The 22808-nt window shown below is 56.1% G+C and carries 19 protein-coding genes; 5 read left to right on the top strand and 14 right to left on the bottom strand.

The genetic code is table 11. From position 1 onward, the window contains the following. Positions 1-111 precede the first annotated feature (111 nt). Both VF629_RS05510 and VF629_RS05505 read right to left on the bottom strand, forming a co-directional pair. The gene (locus VF629_RS05510; RefSeq protein WP_331057453.1) at positions 112-519 is read right to left on the bottom strand and encodes a hypothetical protein; all 408 of its coding nucleotides are present in this window, start codon (positions 517-519) and stop codon (positions 112-114) included. Between the two features lie 36 nt (positions 520-555). Next, complete coding sequence (locus tag VF629_RS05505; RefSeq protein ID WP_331057452.1) at positions 556-792, bottom strand: AtpZ/AtpI family protein; 237 nt, start codon at positions 790-792, stop codon at positions 556-558. A gap of 175 nt (positions 793-967) precedes the next feature. On the opposite strand from VF629_RS05505, the gene VF629_RS05500 reads away from it, so the two are divergent. From VF629_RS05500 to uvrC, 3 genes are all read left to right on the top strand, one after another. Further along, the gene (locus tag VF629_RS05500) at positions 968-4072 is read left to right on the top strand and encodes a hypothetical protein (RefSeq protein ID WP_331057451.1); all 3105 of its coding nucleotides are present in this window, start codon (positions 968-970) and stop codon (positions 4070-4072) included. An 84-nt stretch (positions 4073-4156) separates the two neighbouring features. Continuing rightward, a complete protein-coding gene (locus VF629_RS05495; protein WP_331057450.1) occupies positions 4157-6496 on the top strand; it encodes a penicillin-binding protein 1A in 2340 nt (779 codons plus the stop codon). 123 nt (positions 6497-6619) lie between these two features. Continuing rightward, positions 6620-8455, top strand: a complete 1836-nt coding sequence (gene uvrC / locus VF629_RS05490) for an excinuclease ABC subunit UvrC (RefSeq protein ID WP_331057449.1) — start codon at positions 6620-6622, stop codon at positions 8453-8455. A 62-nt stretch (positions 8456-8517) separates the two neighbouring features. Here uvrC and gldN read toward each other — a convergent pair whose 3' ends face one another. The 10 genes from gldN to lipB all read right to left on the bottom strand — a co-directional run bounded on the left by gldN (position 8518) and on the right by lipB (position 18999). Next, a complete protein-coding gene (gene gldN / locus VF629_RS05485) occupies positions 8518-9480 on the bottom strand; it encodes a gliding motility protein GldN (RefSeq protein WP_331057448.1) in 963 nt (320 codons plus the stop codon). 77 nt (positions 9481-9557) lie between these two features. After that, complete coding sequence (gldM, locus tag VF629_RS05480) at positions 9558-11135, bottom strand: gliding motility protein GldM (protein WP_331057447.1); 1578 nt, start codon at positions 11133-11135, stop codon at positions 9558-9560. Between the two features lie 50 nt (positions 11136-11185). Continuing rightward, complete coding sequence (gldL, locus tag VF629_RS05475; RefSeq protein WP_414653849.1) at positions 11186-11953, bottom strand: gliding motility protein GldL; 768 nt, start codon at positions 11951-11953, stop codon at positions 11186-11188. A gap of 113 nt (positions 11954-12066) precedes the next feature. Beyond that, the gene (locus VF629_RS05470; protein ID WP_331057445.1) at positions 12067-13086 is read right to left on the bottom strand and encodes an SUMF1/EgtB/PvdO family nonheme iron enzyme; all 1020 of its coding nucleotides are present in this window, start codon (positions 13084-13086) and stop codon (positions 12067-12069) included. 249 nt (positions 13087-13335) lie between these two features. After that, complete coding sequence (locus VF629_RS05465; protein WP_331057444.1) at positions 13336-14331, bottom strand: PorP/SprF family type IX secretion system membrane protein; 996 nt, start codon at positions 14329-14331, stop codon at positions 13336-13338. Between the two features lie 160 nt (positions 14332-14491). Then, positions 14492-15322, bottom strand: a complete 831-nt coding sequence (locus VF629_RS05460; RefSeq protein ID WP_331057443.1) for a uroporphyrinogen-III synthase — start codon at positions 15320-15322, stop codon at positions 14492-14494. A gap of 75 nt (positions 15323-15397) precedes the next feature. Further along, on the bottom strand, positions 15398-16537 hold the full coding sequence (locus VF629_RS05455) for a DUF4271 domain-containing protein (protein ID WP_331057442.1): 1140 nt from the start codon (positions 16535-16537) through the stop codon (positions 15398-15400). 58 nt (positions 16538-16595) lie between these two features. Continuing rightward, entirely contained in the window at positions 16596-17678 is a 1083-nt protein-coding gene (locus tag VF629_RS05450; protein WP_331057441.1) for an MraY family glycosyltransferase, read from the bottom strand. 53 nt (positions 17679-17731) lie between these two features. Beyond that, positions 17732-18148, bottom strand: coding sequence for a hypothetical protein (locus tag VF629_RS05445; RefSeq protein WP_331057440.1), 417 nt, complete (start codon positions 18146-18148; stop codon positions 17732-17734). Positions 18149-18180: 32 nt separating this feature from the next. Further along, positions 18181-18999 carry a lipoyl(octanoyl) transferase LipB gene (gene lipB, locus VF629_RS05440; protein ID WP_331057439.1) on the bottom strand — a complete coding sequence of 273 codons (819 nt, stop codon included), beginning with the start codon at positions 18997-18999 and terminating at the stop codon, positions 18181-18183. Positions 19000-19288: 289 nt separating this feature from the next. On the opposite strand from lipB, the gene VF629_RS05435 reads away from it, so the two are divergent. Both VF629_RS05435 and VF629_RS05430 read left to right on the top strand, forming a co-directional pair. Beyond that, entirely contained in the window at positions 19289-19846 is a 558-nt protein-coding gene (locus tag VF629_RS05435) for an acyltransferase (protein WP_331057438.1), read from the top strand. 621 nt (positions 19847-20467) lie between these two features. Then, positions 20468-20827: a YraN family protein gene (locus tag VF629_RS05430; protein WP_331057437.1), complete on the top strand. Its 360-nt coding sequence runs from the start codon at positions 20468-20470 to the stop codon at positions 20825-20827. Positions 20828-20853: 26 nt separating this feature from the next. Here VF629_RS05430 and VF629_RS05425 read toward each other — a convergent pair whose 3' ends face one another. Together VF629_RS05425 and VF629_RS05420 are read right to left on the bottom strand one after the other, a co-directional pair. Further along, on the bottom strand, positions 20854-21888 hold the full coding sequence (locus tag VF629_RS05425) for a hypothetical protein (RefSeq protein ID WP_331057436.1): 1035 nt from the start codon (positions 21886-21888) through the stop codon (positions 20854-20856). Positions 21889-21947: 59 nt separating this feature from the next. Beyond that, positions 21948-22769: a cyanophycinase gene (locus VF629_RS05420; RefSeq protein WP_331057435.1), complete on the bottom strand. Its 822-nt coding sequence runs from the start codon at positions 22767-22769 to the stop codon at positions 21948-21950. Positions 22770-22808 lie beyond the last annotated feature (39 nt).

The raw sequence follows: 22808 nt of genomic DNA, 5'->3' as shown, positions 1-22808 counted from the left end.
AGCCTCAACGGCGGGTTCGTTCGCAAAAACGGACAGGGATACGAAGCAGAGAAGAACGGAAAGTAAACGCTTCATTAAAAGTACATTAGTGAGAAATTTCGAGCTAACACATTATGATTGCGCTACTTGCTTTTTCGAAATCGGCCGCAAGTTACTCAAAATAGCCCAGATTTCAAACCCGGCCCACGAAAAGTACAGGATGAAGAAGGCCCCGAGGAAGGTCCAGACGCCCCGTCCTTCCTGGGCACCGCCGCGGGCTAGGTGCACCGTTACCAAGGCCAGGGAAGTCAGCATTCGGACGGTCATTCCGATGAGGTAGCCAATGCCCAGGTTAGTTGGCGAGACGGCGACGAGGCGGGCAGTTAGGCTATAAATAAGGAGCGTGAGCCCGGCCATGAAGCCGAACAGCAGACCGGTAAGCGGGTGAATCAGCAGAGGCCCGTAGACGCGATGCAAGGCGTAGAGCAGCAGGCCGAGCGCACCGCCGAAAACAAGAAACTGGCGCAAAAACCGCATCATAGGCTGGTGTAGTGTAGTGGTCGACTCGGGGCGCGGCTATTGCACGTCCTTGGTCAGGCTGCGGATGACTTGCCACAGCGCCACGAAGACGCCCAGCAACATCAGGCCAATGGTGAACCACGGATTTTTGGACTCGAAACGGGCGTCGAGCCAAGTGCCCAGCCACGTGCTGCCCCCGATGATGGCGAGCATCTGGAAAGCCAGCCCCGAGTACTTGGCAATGGCTTGAAGGCGGTTGGAGCCGGGGGGCGGCGTGTCGGACGGGGTGGGCATGGGACGGGAGGAAGGCGACCGGTCAAAGTTACGTTCTGGGGCCGGGCCGCATTTGCCCCCGGAAAAACGTAATTTTACCTCTTCGGCTACGTTAGCTATTGGACGTGGGCGAACAATTTGCGTTGCTACGCGCGTTGCGGTAGCAACGACCTGCTTTTTCTCCTTCTATTTGGCTTTGCTTCATTCTTCGCTGACATACCGCTGGGCGGCGCTGTTCCTTGTACTGCTGGGCCTGGGCGCGGCGGGCTGCGCCTCGGACAAAAACCTAGTGGCGCACGCGTTCAACAACGTGGCGGCCCGCGACAACGCCTATTTTCTGGCCCGCGAGAAGCTGTTCGCCACCGAAGCCAAGCTCTACGACGGCCGCATCAACGACTACAACCAGACGCTGCCGCTGTTTCCTACCTTGGACAGCACGACGGTGCGCGCCAGTCGGGCCGACTTGAACGACATCATCAAGAAGGCTTCCATGCCCATTCAGCACCGGCCGGGCTCCGACTGGACGGACGACGCCTACATTTTGGTGGGCTGGGCGCGCTTCTACCAAATGCAGTTTGATGAGGCGGCCTTGACCTTTAAGTATGTCAATTCGACCAGCAAGGACGCCAACGCCAAGCACGAGGCCCTGATTGGGCTGATGCGCACGTTTGTAGCGCAGGGCGAGATGGAAAGCGCTAAAGCCGTGTCGGACTTACTGGATAAGGAAACCGGCTTGCCGGAGGATGCCCGCCAATTGTTTCTGACCCGCGCCGACTATTACATCCGCATCGACGAGCCGGCCAAGGCCATTCCGCAGCTGGAGCGGGCCATTCCGCTGATTGAGTTCAAGAACGAACGGTCGCGCACGCGCTACGTGCTGGCTCAGCTGTACCAAAACGAAGGCGAACCCAAGAAGGCGTACGAGCAGCTGAACCAGATTCTGTCGCGCAACCCGCCCTACGAGTTAGACCTGCAAAGCAAGCTGTTGCTGGCCGAGGTGTCGGACCTTAATGCCAAGGACCGCGCCCGCCTGGACAAGTACTTCGCGGGCTTGTTGAAAGACCCGAAAAACAAGGACTACCGCGACAAGATTTACTACCAGATGGCGCGGTTGAACTACCGCGAGAAGAAATTCCCGGAGACCCTGGACTTACTGCGGCAGTCCATCAAATCCACGACTACCAACCGCCTCCAGAAAAGCTATACCTACCTGCTGGCCGGCCGCATTTACTACGAAGACCTGCAGAAGTACCGCTTGGCCGCGGCGTACTACGACAGCACCGTGCAAAACCTGGCCAAGGAGGCCAAGACCTACGCCGCCATCAAGGAGCGCAGCGACATTCTGAAGGAGTTTGCCAAGCAGTACACCATCATCGAGACGCAGGACAGTCTGCAGGCCCTGGCCAAGCTGCCGAAAGAAGCGCTGGACCAAAAGCTGAATTTGTACGCCGACAACGAGCTGGCGGCTAAAAAAGCGGAAGCCGACCGGCTGGCGGCGCTTGCCAAAGTAAATGCCCGGGCGGCTGAAATAGCTGCGCGGCCGACATCGAGCAGCATAGGCAGCGACTTGCCCGGCAGTGGTTTGCCCGGCAGTACTGGCGCACCCGCAGCAGCAGACCCCTTGCGCGACTTTGACCCCACCGCCGTGGCTTCCGGCGCCAAATGGTACTTCGATAACCCCGCCGCGCTGGGCGTGGCCCGCGCCGACTTCATCCGAAAATGGGGCGACCGGCAGTTGCAGGACAACTGGCGCACCAGCCGGCAAGCCAGCAGCTCGCCCAATACACCCGCCAACGGCGGTGCGCCCCTGGCCGTGACCGGCAATGACCAAAACCGCGTGAACGGCGGCCAGGCCGACTCGGCGGCGGCTGGCGGAGCACCCAATCCGGCGGCCGAAAAAAACGCCTTGGTGGCCAGCTACCGCAGTGCCCTGCCTATTACGCCAGCGCAGCTTGAGGCGTCGGATAAGCAGGTAGAGGCGGCCTTGTATGAGCTGGGCACCATCTATAAAGAGCAGCTCAAGGAAGTTGACAAGGGCATCGAAACGTACGAGAAGCAAGTAACCCGCTACGTACACGGCGAGCATGCTCCCGAGGCGTACTACCTGCTGTATATCCACTACAAGAACAAGCCCGATGCCGGTAAGATGGCCCAGTACGCGGCGGCCTTGCAGCGGGAATTCCCCACTTCGGTGTACGCCAAGCTGATTGCCGACCCGTTGTACCGCGAGCACGAAATGGCGCTGCACAACGCCGTAGCAGCGCGGGTCGACTCGGCTTTTACCTATTATAAAAACCAAGAGTTCAAGAAAGCGGCCGCCGTGGTGGCTCGCACAGAAAAGCAATACCCGAAGAGTGACATCAACGACATCGTTGCTTACGTCAAGACGCTGCTCATCATTCGCACGCAACCGCCGCTCACGGCCCGGACTTCGGTAGAGAAATTCTATCAGGACTACCCCAACAGCCCCTTGGTGCCCCAGGCCCGGGCTTTGGCCGAGACCTACAAAAAGCAGGATGCCGGACAAATAGCGGGGGCACTGGCTTCCACTGAAAAGCCAACCATCTCCGTATTCCGCCCCGGCGAAGTGGACAACCGAATGCGCATTTTCTTCCGGGAAGACCAAACGCCGGCCAAAGCCCTCAACCCCTCGGGCACAACTCCAGAAGTGCCTAAAGATGCGCCCAAAGAGGCACCAAAGACCGCGCCTAAAGGGGCACCGGCCCCCGCTGCTGGCGCTACCGGCACGCCCTCTCCCTCAACTGAAGTAAAGGCTGCGACGGAAGCCCCCGCGCCGAACCCGCAGCCGGGTGGTGCCGCGCCAGCCGTTGCCACGGCACCGGTTGCTATACCGCCCACTTCCGCTCCCACTCCCACGACGACGCCAGCGGGCGCGGGAACACCCGCGGCGCCAGCCCCAGCGGCTCCGGCTACCGCCTACGTCACCCAGCTCAGCGGAGCGCACGCGGTGGTGCTCGTGTTCCCGAAAACCACGCCGCCCGCCGCCGACTTGCCCACCCAGTTGGGCACGTACAACAACCGCTTTTTCCGGGCCAACAACCTGCAGATTGAAACGCCGGCCCTTGGTGCCGACCAGAGCCTTGTGGTGGTGCGGACCCTGCCGGGGGCGAAAGTTGCGCAGAGCTACGCCACCAAGCTGCGGGGGCCCCAATCGCCGCTGGCGCGGTTGCGCGGGGCGGGTTACCAAGCCTTGGTCATCAGCATGGAAAATCTAGCGTTGCTGCAAGCTACCGGCGATTTGGCCGGGTATTTGACCTTTTATCAGCGCGTGTACAAGTAAGTTCTTAGAGGGCTGGAACTGGCTTAGAGCCTCCGGCCGCGCCGGAGGCTTTATTTTTGCATTATTATTTCGTTTTTGCCACTTATGCCGACCTCCTCTCCTGCCCGCCGCCCCAAGCCGACGCCCTTAAAGCCCGCGCGAAATGGCCGGTTTACGGCTTTCACGCGCACCATGTGGTTGCTGTTTGGCGCGGGTGTGGTGGGCCTGTGCCTGTTTGTGCTGGCCGTGAGCGGCAACTTCCTGAACTTGTTTGGGCGCATGCCTAACCTCAAAACGCTGGAAAACCCACGCTCAGAGTTGGCTTCGGAGATATACTCGGCCGACGGCGTGCTGCTGGGAAAGTATTTCCGCGAAAACCGCACGCCGGCCGAGTTCAAAGATTTGCCACAGAACCTTATCGATGCTCTCATTGCCACCGAGGACGTGCGCTTTGAGCAGCATTCGGGCATCGACCTCAAAAGTGTGTTCCGGGCTGTGGTGGGCGTGGTCACGTTCAATCATAACGGCGGTGGCTCGACGCTGAGCCAGCAGGTGGCCAAAGTGCTGTTCCGGACCCGGGCCGACCTCAACGACGGCACCCTAAATGGCAACGGCAAACTGGGGCTGCTCATCACCAAAACCAAGGAGTGGATACTGGCCATTCGTTTGGAGCGCAACTACACCAAGCGGGAAATCCTGCGCATGTATTTGAACACGGTAGAATTTGGCTCCAACTCGTTCGGTATCAATACAGCCGCTAAAACCTTCTTCAACAAGAAGCCCAAGGACCTGACCACGCCTGAGTCGGCAACATTGGTGGGCATCGTGAACGCACCCGGCCGCTTTAGCCCCGTCACGCACCCCGACCGTTCGCGCAAGCGCCGCAACTGGGTGCTGCGCCAAATGGCCAAGTCGAACTACATCACCGATGCGCAACTGGCCGCCGACACCGCCAAGGCCATTGTGCTCCAGTACTCAGTAGAGAACCCGACCAAGGGCCTGGCGCCCTATTTCCGTTCGGAAGTAGCCAAGTCGTTGCTGGCCTGGGCCCGGGAAACCGACCACGACCTGTACGCCGACGGCCTGAAGATTTACACCACCATCGACTCGCGCATGCAGGTTTACGCCGAGAAGTCGGTGGCCGAGCACTTGGCCTTGCAGCAGAAATGGTTTTCTCAGCACTGGAAAGGCCAACTGCCTTGGCGCGATGAGAACGGCAAAGTCATACCTGACTTCCTCAACATTTCCATGCGCCGTACCCAGCGCTACAAGTCGCTGATGAACATCTACGATGGCAACCGCGACTCGGTGAACTACTACCTGCGCAAGAAGTACAAGATGCAGGTATTCACGTGGCAGGGCGAGAAGGAAATGATGATGTCGCCGCTCGACTCGCTGGCCTACTACAAGCGCTACCTGCGCGCCGGCTTCATGGCCATGAACCCCCTGAATGGCCAGGTAAAAGCCTGGGTGGGCGGCCCCAACTACAAGTTCTTCAAATTTGACCACGTGCGTCAGGGCAAGCGCCAGCCCGGCTCCACGTTCAAGCCCATTGTGTACACGGCGGCCATCGACCAAGGCTACTCGCCCTGCTTCCCGCGGCCCGACGTGGCCACCACCTTCCCGGCCGAGGCCGGCCGCGCCGCCTACACCCCCAAGAACTTCGAGGGCGGCTTCTCGGGTCGTGTCTTCACTCTACGGCAAGCTCTAGCTCGCTCGATGAACTCCATCACGGCGTGGCTGGTAATGAAGCTCACGCCCGAAACCATTGCCGGCTATGCCAAACGCATGGGCATTGAATCCCCCGTCGACCCAGTGCCGGCCATTGGCTTCGGCTCTTCCGATGTCAGCATTTTTGAGTTGTGCGGGGCCTATGCCACCTTCGTCAATAAGGGCGTGTGGACTTCGCCCATCATGGTCACGCGCATAGAGGATAAGAACAAGAACGTGCTGCGCGAATTCGTGCCCCGCACCAAAGAAGTGCTGAGCGAAGAAACCGCTTACCTGATGACCTACATGCTGCAAGCCAGCACCACGGAGCCCGGCGGCACCAGCACCATCCTGCACACGGGCTTCAAGTTCCCCTACGAGATTGGGGCCAAGACCGGTACCACCTCCAACTATTCCGACGCCTGGTTCATGGGCATTACGCCGGACCTAGTGTGCGGCATGTGGATAGGCGGCGAGGACCGTAGCATTCACTTCCGTACCGGCGCGTATGGGCAGGGCGCCCGCCTGGCGCTGCCGCTCTACGGCCTGTTCATGCAGAAGGTGTACGCCGACAAAAGTTTAGACATCAAGAAAACGCCCTTTGAGAAGCCTGCGGCATCGCTCAGCATTGAAACCGATTGCTCGAAGTACTACGGCGGCCAGCGCGACACCATCCCCGACGACCAGAAGATGGCCCGCCCCGACCCGGTTGACTTGAGCGAAGAAGACATCTAACCGTAATTTTTCGCGTTTACGACGGTGGCCGGCGACCTTTCGCCGGCCATTTTTCGTTATTCTTGATGGGAAACTCGGCAGTTTTTATGCCGCGCACTTCCTCCATTTGACTACTCCCCGGATATGGCCGCCAAAGAGCATTTACAAGCCCAAATCAACGCTTTGCCGCACAAGCCCGGCGTGTACAAGTACTTCGATGACGAGGGCATCATTTACGTGGGCAAGGCCATTGACCTGCGCAAGCGCGTGAGCAGCTACTTCACCAAGCAGGACCACAACAAGAAAACCCAACAGCTGGTCCGCAACATCAAGCGAATCGAATTCACCATCGTGGATTCGGAGTCGGATGCCTTCTTACTCGAAAACAACCTCATCAAGCAGCACCAGCCCAAGTACAACATCCTGCTCAAGGACGGCAAAACCTACCCCTTTCTCTGCTTAACCAACGAACGGTTTCCGCGCCTCATCCCCACGCGCAACAAGATTAACGACGGCTCGCGGTACTACGGCCCCTATGCCAATGGCACGGCCCTGAACGTGCTGCTGGAACTCATTCGGGCCTTGTACCCGTTGCGCACCTGCAATTTCAAGCTCACCCCCGAGAACGTAGAAGCAGGCAAGTTTCGCCCCTGCCTTGAGTTGCAGCTAGGCAATTGCAATGCCCCCTGCGTGGCCCGCGAAGACGAATCCACTTACAACGGCTACATCCAACAAATCCGCCAGATTCTCAACGGCGACCTGCGCATCCCCAAGCAGTACTTCCGGGAGCTGATGACCAAGGCTGCGCAGGAAATGCAGTACGAGCAAGCGCATCAGTTCAAGGTGAAACTTGACAAGCTCGACGCCTTTCAAGCCAAAAGCACCATCGTGAGTGATACCCTCACCAACATCGATGTGTTCGCCATCGCCAGCAACGAGAAATCGGGCTTCATCACCTACTTGAAGGTGATGAACGGCAGCATCATTCTCACCCAATCCCTCGAAGTCACCAAAAAGCTTGACGAGGAAGACGCCGAAATTCTCGCGCCGCTTATCATGCAGTTGCGTCAGGAGTTTGAAAGTGAGTCCCGCGAAATCCTCACCAACGTCGCGGTCGAACTCCCCCTACCCGGCACCACCCTCACCGTTCCCCAAATCGGCGACAAGCGCAAGCTCCTCGAACTCGCCATCAAAAACGTGCTCTACGCCCGTAAGGAGAAAGAGAGCATGAACGAGAAAAGCAAGGACGTGAACGAGGTGCGCATCATGGAGACCATCAAAAAGGATTTGCGTCTCACCGAGCTCCCCAAGCACATCGAGTGTTTCGACAACTCCAACTTCCAGGGCGATAACCCGGTGGCTGCCATGGTGTGCTTCCGCAACGCCAAGCCGAGCAAGAAGGACTATCGGCACTACCACATCAAAACCGTCATTGGTCCGAACGACTTTGACTCGATGTACGAGGTAGTCACCCGCCGCTACCGCCGCTTGGTTGACGAAGGTGCCAGCTTACCCCAACTCGTCATTGTCGACGGTGGCAAGGGCCAGCTCAGCATGGCAGTTAAGGCACTGAAGGACCTCAACCTGTGGGGGCAAATTCCCGTCATCGGCATCGCCAAGCGCTTGGAAGAGATTTACGTTCCCAACGACCCGCTGCCCATCTACATCGACAAAAGGAGCGAATCCTTGCGCCTCTTCCAGCGCATGCGCGACGAAGTTCACCGCTTCGGCATCACCTTCCACCGCTCCCGCCGCGATGCCGGCACCCTCAAAACGGAGCTAACCGATGTGAAAGGCCTCGGTCCCATCACCGCCGACAAGCTGTTGAACAAGTTTAAGTCCGTCAAGAAAATCCGTGAACTCACCGATGCTGAACTTGTGGCTGAGGTGGGCAAGGCCAAAGCCAAAGTTCTCCAAAACTACTTCGCTCAGCACGACGCCCCTTCCCATCCCATGCCCGCCCGACAGTTGCCCGGATAATGGCCAAACAAAAAGGCCACCGTTCTCACGGTGGCCTTTTTGTTGTTTCTACTCCTGATGCTTTAGAAGCTCCACAAGTTGTACTCATACTCAATCAAGTCGGCTGAAGTTTGCTGAGCAGCCAAGATGCCTTGCTGAGCACCGCCGTAGATGTCGTCCAAACGGCTATCGCCGGCGTTCGAAACCTTGGTGATGTACGAGTTGAACAACCATAATTCGAATGCATCAGCCAAGTTCTTGTGCTGCGCATCGTTCTCGGCGTTGAACCAGATGGCATTCTGCGGATTGTTGCGGAACACCTTCACCAAGTCGCTGTACTTGAATGTACCAATCGGCTTTTCAATGCCCGATACGTTCGAGGCCAGTGTAGAAGGCACCAACAGCGTGATGGATTTGATGTCGTGATACATTCTCGACCGTTTCTTGTCGAAAATCATATCTTCCTTCACTTCCATCTCATATAAGTCCTTCGGCCGGTACTCGTTGGCAGCCGGAGCGGGCGGCGGCGGGGGCGTAACGGCCACCGTTTCCATAACCACACGGCCTTTTTTGTCTTTCAACGGCTTACCATTGGCACCTAACTTAGGCTGGCGCACGGTTTTGGCAGCAGTGCTTTTGCTTCCGGCTGCGGGTGCACCCCAGTCGTCGCTGCCACCGCCTCCGAGGTCCTGCTCGCTGAAACCAGCGGCTTTTTCTTCGGCGCTCAACTCAACTTTTTGGTCGGTATAGGAAGCATTGCCTGAAACTTCCTGTGGGCTGAAGGTCGACGTCAGCGAGTCATTCTTGTAAGCTTGCAACTCGCCGCGTTTTACCGCTTCGAGGATAATGCGGCTAATCTCTTTGCCCTCCGAAAACATTGGCTTGTTCTGCTTCTCGCGCAGGTCAACCTGGCGCCAGATGCTCTTGCGGAACATTTGGTCGGAAGGGGGAATAGGCCGGTGCGAACCAGTGCTGCTCGCCGTCGTGGCCTGCTCTTGGGCAGAAACCGTCAGCGAAAGCGACAAGCCCGCCGCAATGGCGGCCAAAGTGTGGATGGATTTCATAACGAGCAAATGCAAATTGACTGTAGGATAGTTCGCTAACGTGGCCGAAGCCTAAAATATTACAACAGGGGCACGTTGAACTGCTTGGAAACGCTAACTGCTTCAACGTTGCCTTGGAAGTTGAGACGCTGTACATCCTTCACTTCCACATACAAACGGTCGCCTTCGCGGTAGGCATTCACTACGTCGCTCAAATTAGCTTCGGGGCCGTTGACAGTTCTGGTAGGAATTGCGGGGCGTTTGCCACGAACCAGCGTCACCTCATAGCGCGATACCCGGTAACGGGCATCATCCGGCAGGAAGGTGGCAAAGCCAGCATCCGGGATGGCACGCAGGGTCATTGAACGAACGGCCGTGCCAGGAGTGCCCTGCTTTTCGTTAGCCTCACGGCCACCTACAAAGCACTTAATCTCAGGCTTGGGAATGGGGCGGACCGAGAAGGTTTGCGAACCGATGGCATTGCCTCCGCTGCTTACATTCAGGGTCACCTCTTTCGAGTTAGGCACGAGCGTTACGTCACCGGTCTTGGCACCCGACATCACAGAAGCACCGGAAGCCGAGAAACTGGGCTTGTACTGAGCACCCAAAGCGGGTACGGAAACGTTCAGCTTGTTGCCGCACTTAAAGTACAGAGCCTGCACCGAAGCCGACTGAATCTGCATCACCGGCTTGGTGATGGTGTAAGGCACTTTCACGGTGAAGGTGGTGTCGCGGCCATTTTGGTTGAAGCGAATGGTGCCGGTCCACGATGACTTGGCGTTGCCGGAAGCGTCGAAGCCACCAGGACGGGCCGTGAATTCCACTTTGCCTTTGCCGTCAGGACCCACCGACAGCGGGCTGCCGTTCAACGTCATGCGGGGGCTGATGCTCGAAGCCGAAGCCGTCAGGAACAGTTCTGCTTTATACTTGGTACCAGCAGCTACCGTGTTCGACTCAGCGCTAGCGAAAGCGCCAATCTTGTCGAATACGATGGTTTTGGCACCTACTTTTTCGGCTTGCTTTTGCAACGCGGCCGACTCCAATTCCAAAATCTCAGTTTCCTTCTGCGAAATGGTTGCCAAAGCAGCCACCACAGGCGTGTTTTCGAAGTTTAGCTCAGCAAAGTTTTTGGTGCGCTGGTCTTTGGTTACACGCTTGTCTTCTTTGCCATCGAGGGCAAGAGGAGCGGCCTCGGGAACGAACTGCTTCATGTACTGAGCGTACTCGTTCAATTTCGGCTTCAGCGTGGTGTAAGCAATGCCGTTTTTCTTGCCGCCGAGCATGGTGATGGCCACCTTGTCCTCGCTGCTCATGTTGGTCATTTCGGCACCGGTGTTCTCGGTGGCCTTCAACAACTGCTCACGCACGCCGCGCAAGTAGCTCACGATGTCTTTCGTCTTCTGACGAATTTCCTCGCTTTGCGCCAACACAGCTTTATCACGGGCTTGGTTCTGGTTTTTCACCACAGCTGCCTGAATACCTTTTACGGTATTGTCAGCAGCTCCCGACGTCTTGTCGTTGACGCTCAGCAAGCTGTCGTCAATGAACTTGAACTTCAGCAGAATCGCTGAGTTCACTTGAAGCGCCAGAAGAGCGGTTAGCACGAGGTACATCATGCCAATCATCTTCTGCCGCGGGGTTTCTTTTCCGCCTGCCATTATCTGTTTCCTCTAATAGTGAGTGAAGAACTGAATTTGCTGCCTAGCAACTAGGCTTGGGCCGGAGCCCGCATGGCGTTCAGCATGTTGCCGTACACGCGGTTGAGCGAAGTCAGGTTACCGGTCAGGTCCGACACTTGCTTCTGGAACTGCTCGGTGTCTTTGCCAGCCTGGGTCATGTTGTCCATGGCCTTGCTCAGCGTGCCGTAGAACTGGTTCATGGACTTGAGGTGCGTGTTGGCATCCTGCAGTTCCATTTCATACACAGCGTTCAGGGCGCCCAGGTTTTTGGTCACGTTCTGAACCTGCATGTGGTACTCCTTGGCGTCGGAGGTGGCGTTCGACATGGCCGAAATAGCATCTACCGTGTTGGAGTAAGCCACGTTGATTTTTTCCAGCGAATCGGCGGCTGAACGCACTTTCTTGGTGTACTCGTCGGTAACGTTGGTGGCCTCGCCCAGCTGCGAAAGTTGCGAGGTGGTGGTGCTGAGGCGGTTCAAGCCCTGGCCCAAGTTCGAGATAGCCTCGGGGGTAACGTTGGCGTTTTTCAGCATGTCGTCCAACTTCATCGTCAGACCTTTGCTGCTGGTGTCGAGATTATTGGTGCCCGTGGAAGGGTCGTAGCCTTCGTTCAACTCGGGGTAAACCAACGACCAGTCGTGCTCTTTGGCCTGTGGCTGGAATGCGCTTAGGAAGAAGATAACGGCTTCCGTGCCCAAGCCTACGATTAGCATAATGTCAGCACCGGCCCAGTGCTCAATTTTAAACAATGCACCAACAATTACAACGGCTGCACCGATGCCATAAATTTTGGGCATCAGCGAATCATAGAGAAAACTTCCTTTAGCTGCCATGATATTTTAATTTTTTGAAAGGGGTTGAAGAAGGTGTGGGGGGTAGTTGATTGTGGCGTTAGCCGTTTTAATAAATATTAGTTGAGTGAACTGTTAGTCCCCATACCAATCTGAATCATCGAGCAGCGGAAACCGATGTAAGACCGCGCCGAATCTTGGTATTCAAAATTCCGGGTGCCCGTTTCGAGGAAGTAAGCAATGTCCTTCCACGAACCGCCGCGCACTACTTTGCGGGGCTCGTTGTCGTCGGGGTTGGTGGGGTTCAAGTCCCACACCACCGGCACAGAAGCTTCCATGTAAGCATCGTCGCACCACTCCGACACGTTGCCGGCCATGTCATACAAGCCGAAGTCGTTGGGGAAGAAGGAGCCTACTTCGGAGGTATAAGCAAAGCCGTCGGAAGCGTAGTCGCCACGGCCGGGCTTGAAGTTAGCCAGCATACAGCCCTTGCTGTTGCGCAAGTAAGGACCGCCCCAAGGGTAGGTAGCCAGGTCGCGACCACCGCGAGCGGCGTACTCCCATTCAGCTTCGGAGGGCAGACGGAAGTTGGGGTCGTTGGCGTAACCGCTTTCCTCGCGCGCCGCATTCCGGAACTTGGTGCGCCAGTTGCAGAAATATTTGGCAGCAAACCAGTCAACACCAACCACCGGGTATTCGTCGAACGCGGGGTGCGTGTAGTAGTACTCCAACAGCGGGTCGCCCATGTGGTAGGTGAAGTCACGCACCCAAACCGTGGTATCGGGATACAGCTCCGTCATCACGTACTCTTCGCCCAACACATCCAGCGAGTCCAGTTTGATGGCGTCCATGAACTGGCGGTACTCGTTGTTGGTAATCTCCGTTTCGTCCATGTAGAAGCCGGCGATAGTCACCTGCTTATTCATGTTGACCATGGAAGCCGAAATGTCCTGGTCGGTCTGGCCCATGTGGAAGGTTCCGCCTGGGCAAGGAACCATACCAAAAGGCACTTCCTGCGGGTTAAAAATGGGCCGGTCTTCCGAGCCAATCAGGTCGCCCTGTGGTCCCTTGCCAAATCCACACCCACCTAATAATGCCCCGGAAATAGCGAAAAGTGATAATGCTAGAAGCTTGTTCATGAGAGTTAAAAATTCTGTTTTAATTGCCGATACCGCTAAAGTACATTTAGAAGGGTTGGCAAATCTACACTATTTTAAGATGCGGTGCAATAGTCGTTTTTTTCTTAACGGCACCAAATTACGGTTAAACACGCTGAATAGCGCAAAAAACTCGGTTAACCCGCTATATATTTTTTTCGTCAGACTAAAATTTATCCTAACCAAATAGGATAATGACCCTCTAATGAGGATAATAAGAAAATAGGAAAATTAGAAGCTATAGCGCGGTGTGCGGATGGCGGGACGGGTAACCAGGCCCGGCTTCGGCAAGCGGTAGGAGAGCATAATTTCGTGCGAGCTAAAGGCCCGGGCGTCTTGGTTGAATGCGATGAAATCGAACGCATAGCCAACGCGGATGTTATTGTCTTTGGAGAAACCCAAGCCCAAAAGGCCCGAGACCGATTCTTCGTGGCGGTAGTTGGCGCCAATCCAGTACTTGTCATCAATAGTGGCTCGAACACCGCCTTCGAAAGAGTAGTTCTTTAAATTGTCAAATTTGCTGATGCTGGAGTAGTTTCCGGGCAATACGGCCTTCACAAGGGCCATGGGCGTCACGACAACGGACGACGTCGCGTCGATATTGTATCCAGCGGTGAAGTAGGCGTGGTTCTCAGCTAGGTATTGGCTGGGGGTTCCTTCGGTGCCGCCGCTTTTGAAGGAATACTCCGAACGCATCAGGTTGTTCAAGCTCACGCCGGCGTAGAACTTTGGGGACTCGTACCACACGCCCGCGCCCAGGTCAAATTTGTTGTCAGAAGCGTCTTGGGGCACGTTTATGTCGTTTTCGTCGATGGCTATGTACGTGCCTTTGCCGAGATAGGTGTAGATGCCTTGAATGCCAATGCCCAGTTTGCCCGAGCCGAGTTTGATGTGCTGCGAATACGAGAGGGCGGCGTTGGTCATTTTCGCCATGCCGGCCTGGTCGTAATACACCGATAATCCCACTCCCCCGCTCACCGCCAGAATGGGCAGCGATAAGGTGAGCATCCCCGTGCGGGGCGAGCCATTTGCATCGCCGTACGTCCCGTAATTGTAATACTGATAGCGCCCAATGAGGTTAGCCTCTCCCTGCCCTTTGATGCCTGCATAGGCCGGATTCAGGGACATTCCGTTAAGACCGTAGTGGGTAAACTGTGGTTGCTGTTGGGCAAGTGCCGAACCCGCCATGGCAGTCAGCCACAGCGTTGCAAGTAACGTTCCTTTCATAGGAGAGGGGGTGGTGATGATTGAAGAAAGAAGAGGGAGGGGGTGGGGGCGCACAGAGAAGACTGGCTTCCAAATGTAAGTCAAAAACGGTCTCCAAAAAATTCACATAAAAAAACCGGCGCCCTGGTGAGTGGCGCCGGTTTTCAGTGGTTTACAGTAATCAGACGTTGGGATTCGCACTTTTCGAATTCGTCTTTCCCACGTCTGGCTGGGCATGACGGCGGATGTACGCTTCGATGGCGCCCGTCATCGACGGCGCATTGGGGTGCGGGGCCTCAATATCGAGTATCAAACCGGCGTCGATGACGGCTTTGGCGGTGGTGGGGCCAAAAGCGGCTATGCGAGTGCCATCTTGCACAAAATCAGGGAAGTTGATGAACAACGAGCTGATGCCCGACGGGCTAAAGAAGGCAATGCAGTCGTACTTCACATCCGATAAGTCGGACAAGTCGCTGGCCACAGTGCGGTAGATAACGGCCTCTGAAAACTTGAGGTTGTTAGCGCGCATAAACACCGGCAGGTCGTCCTTGCGAATGTCGGAGCAGGGATACAAAAACTTCTCGCCTTTGTGCTTTTTGATGACGTCGAATAGGTCGGCCGCCGTACGCTCGCCCACAAACAGCTTGCGTTTGCGCAGCACGATGTACTTCTGCAGGTAGTTGGCCGTCTGCTCCGAGATGCAGAAATACTTCATTTCGGCCGGCATCTCCAATTTGGCTTCCTGGCAAATGCGGAAGAAATGGTCGACGGCGTTGCGGCTGGTAAAAATAACAGCCGTAAAATCCAATATATTGATTTTATCGCGCCTGAAGTCCTTGTAGGATACGGGCTGCACCTCGATGAATTCTCTAAAATCTACTTTGATGCCGTATTTCTCGGCAATGGCGAAGTAGGGAGATACATCGTTGGTGGGCTTGGGCTGGGTAACCAGGATACTACTGATGCGCTTGGCATGCCGGCCTGTCCCCGGCTTATCTGCACTCTCGGCCATACAGGAAAAAAAAGGGTAATGCTAGGACAATAAGAAGCTTAGTATGAGCTGGAGCAAATGCGTCAGAAATGCTTATCAGTATGTAAAGACAATAAGTTTAAGTAAAACCAGTAAAGGCAATACTTCAGTAGCGCAAAGGTAGGCAAACAAATGCAGATTCAGCAGCGAAGCATGCTGGTGCAAGGTGCGGCCGACGCGCAGCACCGTGCCCACCAGCACCACGCCAATTGCTGAACTGGCAGACCAAGCCACTGCTTGCGGATAACTACTGTTGAGGCTGAGGTACAGGAGAAGGACCAGCGGCAAAAACAATCCGGCCAAAAGCGTGGTGCGCAAAAACTCACGGTACTGTACGTCGATGAGTGATTGCAGCCCGAAAATGTAGCTCATCAGCCCAACGTACACGTACTTCCCGAATACGAAGACCGTGATGATGGTTGTGTAGAGCAACACCCTGGCTACGATAGCGGTTTCGGGCACGTTGAAAAAACGGCGCAGCAGCGGCAGGTTTTGCAGGTCGGTGTGAATGGCCGTCAGGAGCAGCGCAAACGACAAGGCAAACAGCAGCACCAGCAGCAGGTTGAGCAAGGTGAAGGCCGGCTTGATGAGAAATGCCTGCTGGTCGCTGCCGTTGCCAAACAACTCCTCGATTTGAAAGATGCGGGCCAGGCCGGACTGGTAGGTGGTGCGCACAGCGCCATAGGCCAGCCCCAACACCAGCAGAAACCCCAGGTATACGTTCTGGCCTTGAGGCCCCGGAAGCCGAGGCAACGCCCACCCTACTTGGGCCAACGGCTGACCCGAAGCGTTACTGGCAACAGCCGAGCCGGAGAACGAGGCCAACGCCGGCGAGCCGTCGGGCTGCCACACGGCCAGCAAATGCGCGCCCGTGGGCAGCTGAGGCGGCAGGAGCTGCGCCAAATCTACTGAATAGGTAGTAGCCGCTTGGGCAGTAAAAACCAGCTGGTTGTCAATGAACAAGCTCAGCCCCGGTTGGGCGGCGAAAGAAAGCGGAAAAGGCTGGGTGCGCCCGACCCGCACCCATTGATAATACACGTGCGCCGGCTGATGGTAGCCAGGCAGATAGAAGATGAGGCGATTACGCGCGACGTCGTGAATGAGCCAATCGGCTGAAAGGGACGCGGGCGCAGCCGGCGGCAACTGGCGGTACTCGCTGGCCTCGACGGGCCACAGCACGGCAGTTGCAAGCAACACCGAGCCCAGGAGAAGGAGCCGCAACAGGCCAACCGAATTCCTGCGTGCCATGCGATAGTTAACGGCTGCTTTCGGAAGCTAGCAATTGCCGACGCGAAATCCGACTCTGGTACACCCCAAAGAAGATGCTCAGGGCAACCGAAAAACCCACCAGCGCAACGATAATCAGCGTGTTGCCGATGTAAGCGAAATGAATGACGAACAGCGTGACCAGCACATTGAGCAAGCCCAGCAGCAACACGGTGCTGATTTGCTGAAAACCCATGGCCAAAATGCGGTGATGGATGTGGTTCTTGTCGGGCGAGAAGGGCGAGCGGCCGGCCAGCATACGCAACAGGAAAACGCGGAGCGTGTCAAACAAGGGCACGAACAAGATGCCGACGGCTACCGAAGGGGCCGATGAGGCAAAGGGCTGCCCCACCCGCAACCCCATTTCAATGAACTGAATGGACAGCACCGATACGATGAACCCGCACACCAAGGAGCCGGTGTCGCCCATGAAAATGGGGGCGCGATGAAAGTTGTATCGCAGAAAGCCCAACAGTCCTCCTATGAGACAAATGGCAACAAAGGCGTAGTTGCTATAGCTTGGGCCACCGTACATGTAGAAGTAATAACCGAATGTACCACAGATAATTAGCACGATGGTTCCGGCCAGGCCGTCGAGGCCGTCGATTAGGTTGATGGCGTTGGTGATGCCGACGATGACCGCCAATGTGAAGGCATAGCTGATGCCAACGGGCAAGGTGCCGATGCCCAAAATGCCTTGAAAGCTGGTGATGCGGATATCGGCCATTATCATCACGATGCCGGTGGCCAAGAGCTGGCCCACAAATTTTTTCGATACCGACATGCCCACTAAGTCGTCCTTCAATCCCACAAAAAACAGGATGATGCAGCCCGCCAGCAGTTCTTTGACGCCGTTTTGGAGGGGCGCAAAAATGGTGAGGGCCGACATAAAGCCCGCGAACACCGCCACCCCGCCCAAGCGCGGCGTAAGCGACTGGTGCACGGTACGCCCGTTGGGAGTGTCGAGCATGTTTTTGAGGTGGGCGATGTAGATGATGGAGGGCACCGCGAACAGCGACACCAGCATCGCCCACATCCAGGACAGGCCTAGCGGAATATCGAAATGAGACATAGAAAATAAGTTATGGAGAACACAAAGCCCGGCAGCGGCGCCGCCGGCAAGGGTTAGCCGTGCAACACGCCCAGCTGGTCGAGCAGGGCGATGTGGGTGAAATTGTCGGGCACGATGGAATCGGGCACGAAAATGAATTTCTTATCGAAAATTTGGGGGCCCCGGTAGTAGCTCACCCAGTACTGATTGTTGAGGTGAAACAGCGCCGGGTCGATGATTTCGATGGGCACGGCGGTGCGGGGCGGCACCTCCTCGAATAAGTAGCGCAGGGTGGACGTGCGGACCTTCTCGCCATCTTCCTGCTGGCCGTAGCCGTTGGCGTTGACGATGACGTTGGTGAGCGGAAAGGCGTTGTGGTTGAGCAAATACACTTGCCAGACGGACTGGCCTTCGGGCGTTTGGGCTTCAGCGTCGGGAATGACGGCCACCGAAACGCCTTCTACCGGGTCAAAAGAAATGTCTTGTTTCATCTACTAATCAACTTTTCGCCGTTAAGCGCTTTCTATTTAGTCGAGCGGACAGTTGGCAGCTCTACTTCCTGGGCACCAAGTAGTTCTAACAAGTGAGGCAGGAGGCGTTCTTGTACCTCACCTACCGAGACCGCAGCGCCGCTTCCCAGTTCTTGGGCGAGCGAGGTAACCGCTTTGTCGGTGATGCCGCAGGGCACAATGTGGCCGAAATACGTGAGGTCGGGGTGTACGTTCAAGGCAAAGCCGTGCAGCGTGACCCAGCGGCTGCACTTCACGCCGAGGGCGCAGATTTTGCGGGCGTTGGGCGCGTCGGCCTCCCAGTCGAGCCACACGCCGGTGAGGCCGGGAATGCGGCCGGCGTTCAAGCCGTATTCGCCCAAGGTGCGGATGACGGCTTCCTCCAGGGTGCGTAGGTACCAGTGGATGTCGGGCCGGAAATTGTCGAGGTCGAGGATGGGGTAGCCGACGAGCTGGCCCGGCCCGTGGTAGGTGATGTCGCCGCCGCGGTTGATGCGGTGGAAACTGGCCTCGTGCGCGGCCAGGGCAGCTTCGTCGAGGAGCAGGTGTTCGGGCTTGCCGCTTTTGCCCAGGGTGTAGGTATGCGGGTGCTCGCAGAGCAGCAGGTGGTTGGGCGTGGGCAGCGGGCGGGCGCCGGTGGTTTCGGCCTGGCGGTTTTGCACCTTTACGGCCAGGGTGGCGTCCATCAGCGCTTCTTGCAGCTGCCACGTGGGTACGTAATCTACCAGCCCCAGGCGCTGCACCTGCACCGCGCGGTTGGGCACGGCCGGCGTGGCTTCGGCCGGGGTGGCGTCGCGCAGCTGGGCGGGAAACTGTTCTACGGAAGAGGCCATGAGCGCGGGTTGATGAAACGGGACGCAAAGGTACTAACCTGCGTAAGTATTGCCTTTGCTCGGCCATTGGGGCCATCTCCCATAGTTAGCTAACTTGCGCAGTTGTTTGCGCAGCACCCGCAGCATAACCAAAGTAGTTTAATATAAATATACTTATCAAAACTTAATATAATACATATGCATTGTTCCAATAGATTGAAGCTGCTACAAATAACCTTTATGCTAAGCTATTAACCCCTCGTTTTATAAGTTCAATTGCTTATAAAAGAATTTTTTAGTTGCACTAGTTATGAGAAACAGGATGTATTTTCCCAATCTAGATGGCTTAAGATTTTTTGCCTTTCTAGCTGTCTTTTTTGCGCATAGCTTCTGGGCTGAATTTGATTACATCAGGAATAATGAGGCATTTATTCTGTTAAAGCATATTGCATATACCGGCGTACTAGGCGTAAATTTTTTTTTCGTCCTCAGCGGTTTTCTTATTACGTATTTGTTGCTTGAGGAACAGGCTAATTCCAATAAGATAGATATTCTGGCATTCTACATACGCCGCATTCTTAAGATATGGCCGCTGTACTATCTAGTAGTTTTTATTGGGTTTGTAGTTGTGCCTACTGTCCAAAGCTTATTAGGGCAGCCTACTCCGGAAAAAGGGCATTTGATTTATTACCTAGCGTTCATCGGCAATTTTGATGTAAAACCGACTTCGGCCGTTCTAGGTGTACTGTGGTCTATTGCAGTAGAAGAGCAGTTTTATTTGGTTTGGCCCATTATTTTTAGCCTTACTTCGCCCCGCTTTTACAAATTTCTGTTTCCATTGATTATTGCCATCTCAATCCCCACCTAGTTTGTGTCGTATTCACCCGATGGTTCACTACAATGGTCGAGCCCTTTTGTCTGCATGGCTGATTTAGCCATGGGGGGCTGGTGGGCCTACGGAATTTTCAACTCAGAAAAATTGCGAAATTTCCTGTGTAACCTCAGCCAATTAAGTATAGTGCTAGTGTATATCTCAGGTATCGTATTTACCTTTTCAATGTATAATCTTAATGAATTGTCATTTTTCTTTGCAATATTCAGTCGTAGCTTGTTATGTGTATTTTTTGCGTTCATAATAGTGGAGCAAAATTATTCAACTAACTCTTTTTATAAAGTCTCTAATTTTAAGAATTTTTCTAAATTAGGTTTATATACATATAGTTTATATATGTTGCACTTCATGTGTATTTATGTGGTTAATAAAGTACTGGATATTCTTAAGCTCAACACGCATCTCTACCAGGTTATTATAGTTCAGACTTTGATTTCTTTTATCGCCAGCATTATAATTGGTTGGTTAAGTTATACTTATATCGAGAGAAATTTTCTGAAGCTTAAGAAACGATTCTCGTCTTGGAGTGCCTCGGAGAAAACGCGTATCAAGGCTATCGAAGCCCACCCGTGACAAGCGCAACTCACAAATTCCTAGATGCCCCACGCACCGCACCAATTAGGCCAGGCCGGCGAGCAAGCCGCCGCGGACTTCTTCGTTGCCCAAGGCTACGAGGTGCTGGCGCGCAGCTACCGGCACGGCCGAGCGGAGGTTGACTTGGTGCTGCGGCAGGGGACTAGCCTGTTAGTGTTTGCGGAGGTCAAGACCCGCTCCTCCAGCCAGTTCGGTTCGCCCGAAACCTTTGTGTCGGCGCGAAAGAAGGAGCTATTCCGGCTGGCGGCCACTCATTTGCAGGAGGAGCTGGACTGGCGCGGCGACATTCGATTTGACATCGTGGCCGTGACGCTGCTCGGGCAGGGATTTCGCCTCGAACACTTTGAAGACGCCTTCTGCTGAGAGTGGCGCCACCTCTGGCCAGACTTCTACTTCGACCGTCTCGGCGTGGCTTTGGGGGCCGCGCGGGGCACGGGCCGGCGCATGCCCGGGCGGTCTTCGGCTTCGGGCTGGCCGCGCTTGTCGATGTTCTTTTCCTTGTCGTAGATGAGCGTGGCGTTGCGGTTGTACTCGCGGATGAGCTCCGGCTCGCTCACTTCCGGGTCGTAGCCCGACTCGGCGTATCGGTACTCGTAGCGCCGCCGCCCGCGGAAGCCCCAGTACTTGGCCCACACGCCCACCTTGCGCCCGTTCTCAAACTGGCCCCGCCATTCGGGCTGGCCGTTGACGTTGAACTTGGCGTAGTCGCCCTCCAGCTTGCCGTTCACGTAGGGCACCACCTCGTTGATTTTAGAACGGTCCTCGCCGTAGTAGCTCACGTTGGCGTCGCGGGGGAACCCCATTTCGTAATGCGTCTTGGCTAGGAGCACGCCGTTCCTATCGAAGGTTTCCCAGCGCAGGTGCTTGGTACCCAACGCGTAATAGCCGGTTTCGAGCACTTTGCCGTTCTGCAGCAACTTGTAGGGCCCGTGCATAATCTTCAGGGTCGACAGGTCCTCCTGAATCTCGGCCAGCTTCAGGATTTTGTGCTTCTTGGTGTCGTAGTAGTAGTGGGCCGGTGCGTAATCGTTCAGAAGTGCGGGGGACTTCAGGAAGTAGAAAATCGCAATTTTCTGGTTGCGCCCCTTGGGACCGGTTTTGGTGAAAGCCTTCTTGATTTTCTCGCCCAGAAAGATGTTTTTCTTCTTTTTCTTGGACTTGCGCTGGGCATCCTTGTCGGCATCCTTGGCCGCTTTTTCCTGCTCTGCGGTGAGCACCACTTTGCGGGCGGTGCTGAGCGAAGGCTTGCCTCCCAGGGTGTCGCTGGTGCGGGTAAGGGTGTCGGGCGCCAGGGCCACCGGCTCTTCCGGGCTGCTGTTGAAGGAAATAGCCTTGCGGGTGCAAGCCCACGGCAACAGCGTGAGCATCACCACCAACAAACCGAAAAAGCGTAGCGGCTGCAGCCACAAACGAGAATTACGCATTGAATCGCACAGAAGATTATCGCGGCATCAACGCAAAGGTAGGGCGGTTTGGTGCCCAACTAGCTCTGCACCTTGCGCGTGGCCAAGTCAAGCTGCTGGCCTGCGATTAGGATATGCAGGCACAGGTTGTGCCCGCTGATGACCCGCCCGTCGGCCAGCTCCGGCAAGTTATTGTGGGTGGTTTGCCCGGCATCGATGACCACCACGGCTTCCTCGCCAAATACTTCAATGGGCTGGTCGGGGCGCACGATGAGGCCCGTTTCCTCGCTCAGGCCGATGCCGAGCAGCGTGGGCTGGGCCAGCACCGCGTGCAGTAGGCGCGGATAGCGGGCGCGCTCGGCAAAGTGCTGGTCGAGCAACACGCCCGGCAGCAAGCCCAGGCCCGGCTTTACCTCGATGCGGCCGCCCAACAGGCTGCGCCAGCCATAGCCGTCCACCAGCATGAATTCGGCCACGGCCGAGGCCCCGGCGCTGGTTCCGGCAATGATGAAGCCTTCGTCCTGTTGGTACTTGTGCTTGAGCAGCGCCAGAAACTCGGTGCCCAGCAGGAAATCGGTGAGGCGCTCCTGGTCGCCGCCGCTCATGAAAACCAGCGAGGCCCGGCGCAAACGCATGAGGGTGGCCGGGTCGTCGGCGGGGTTGCGTTCATCTACCTGCAAGTGACGCACGTGCGGGCGGCCCAGCTGGTGCCAGGCGTGGGCGTAGGCCGCGGCAGTACGAGCAGGCTGGCGGCGCGTGGCCGTGGTAAGCACTTCGATGGCCGCTTCCGGACCGGGCAGCATAGCAGCTAGGCGGGCCAAGAGAGGGTCGTCGTCGCCGCCCCCAAGCACCACCAGGGTGCCGCGGGGCGAGGCAACGGATGAGTCAGCAGCAACCGTCATAAATTACGTAGTTGAAGGGGCAAGATGAGGATTTCGGTA

The sequence above is a fragment of the Hymenobacter sp. genome (assembly GCF_036388155.1).
Lineage (GTDB): Bacteria > Bacteroidota > Bacteroidia > Cytophagales > Hymenobacteraceae > Hymenobacter.
This window is presented reverse-complemented; position numbering and strand designations above follow the sequence as displayed.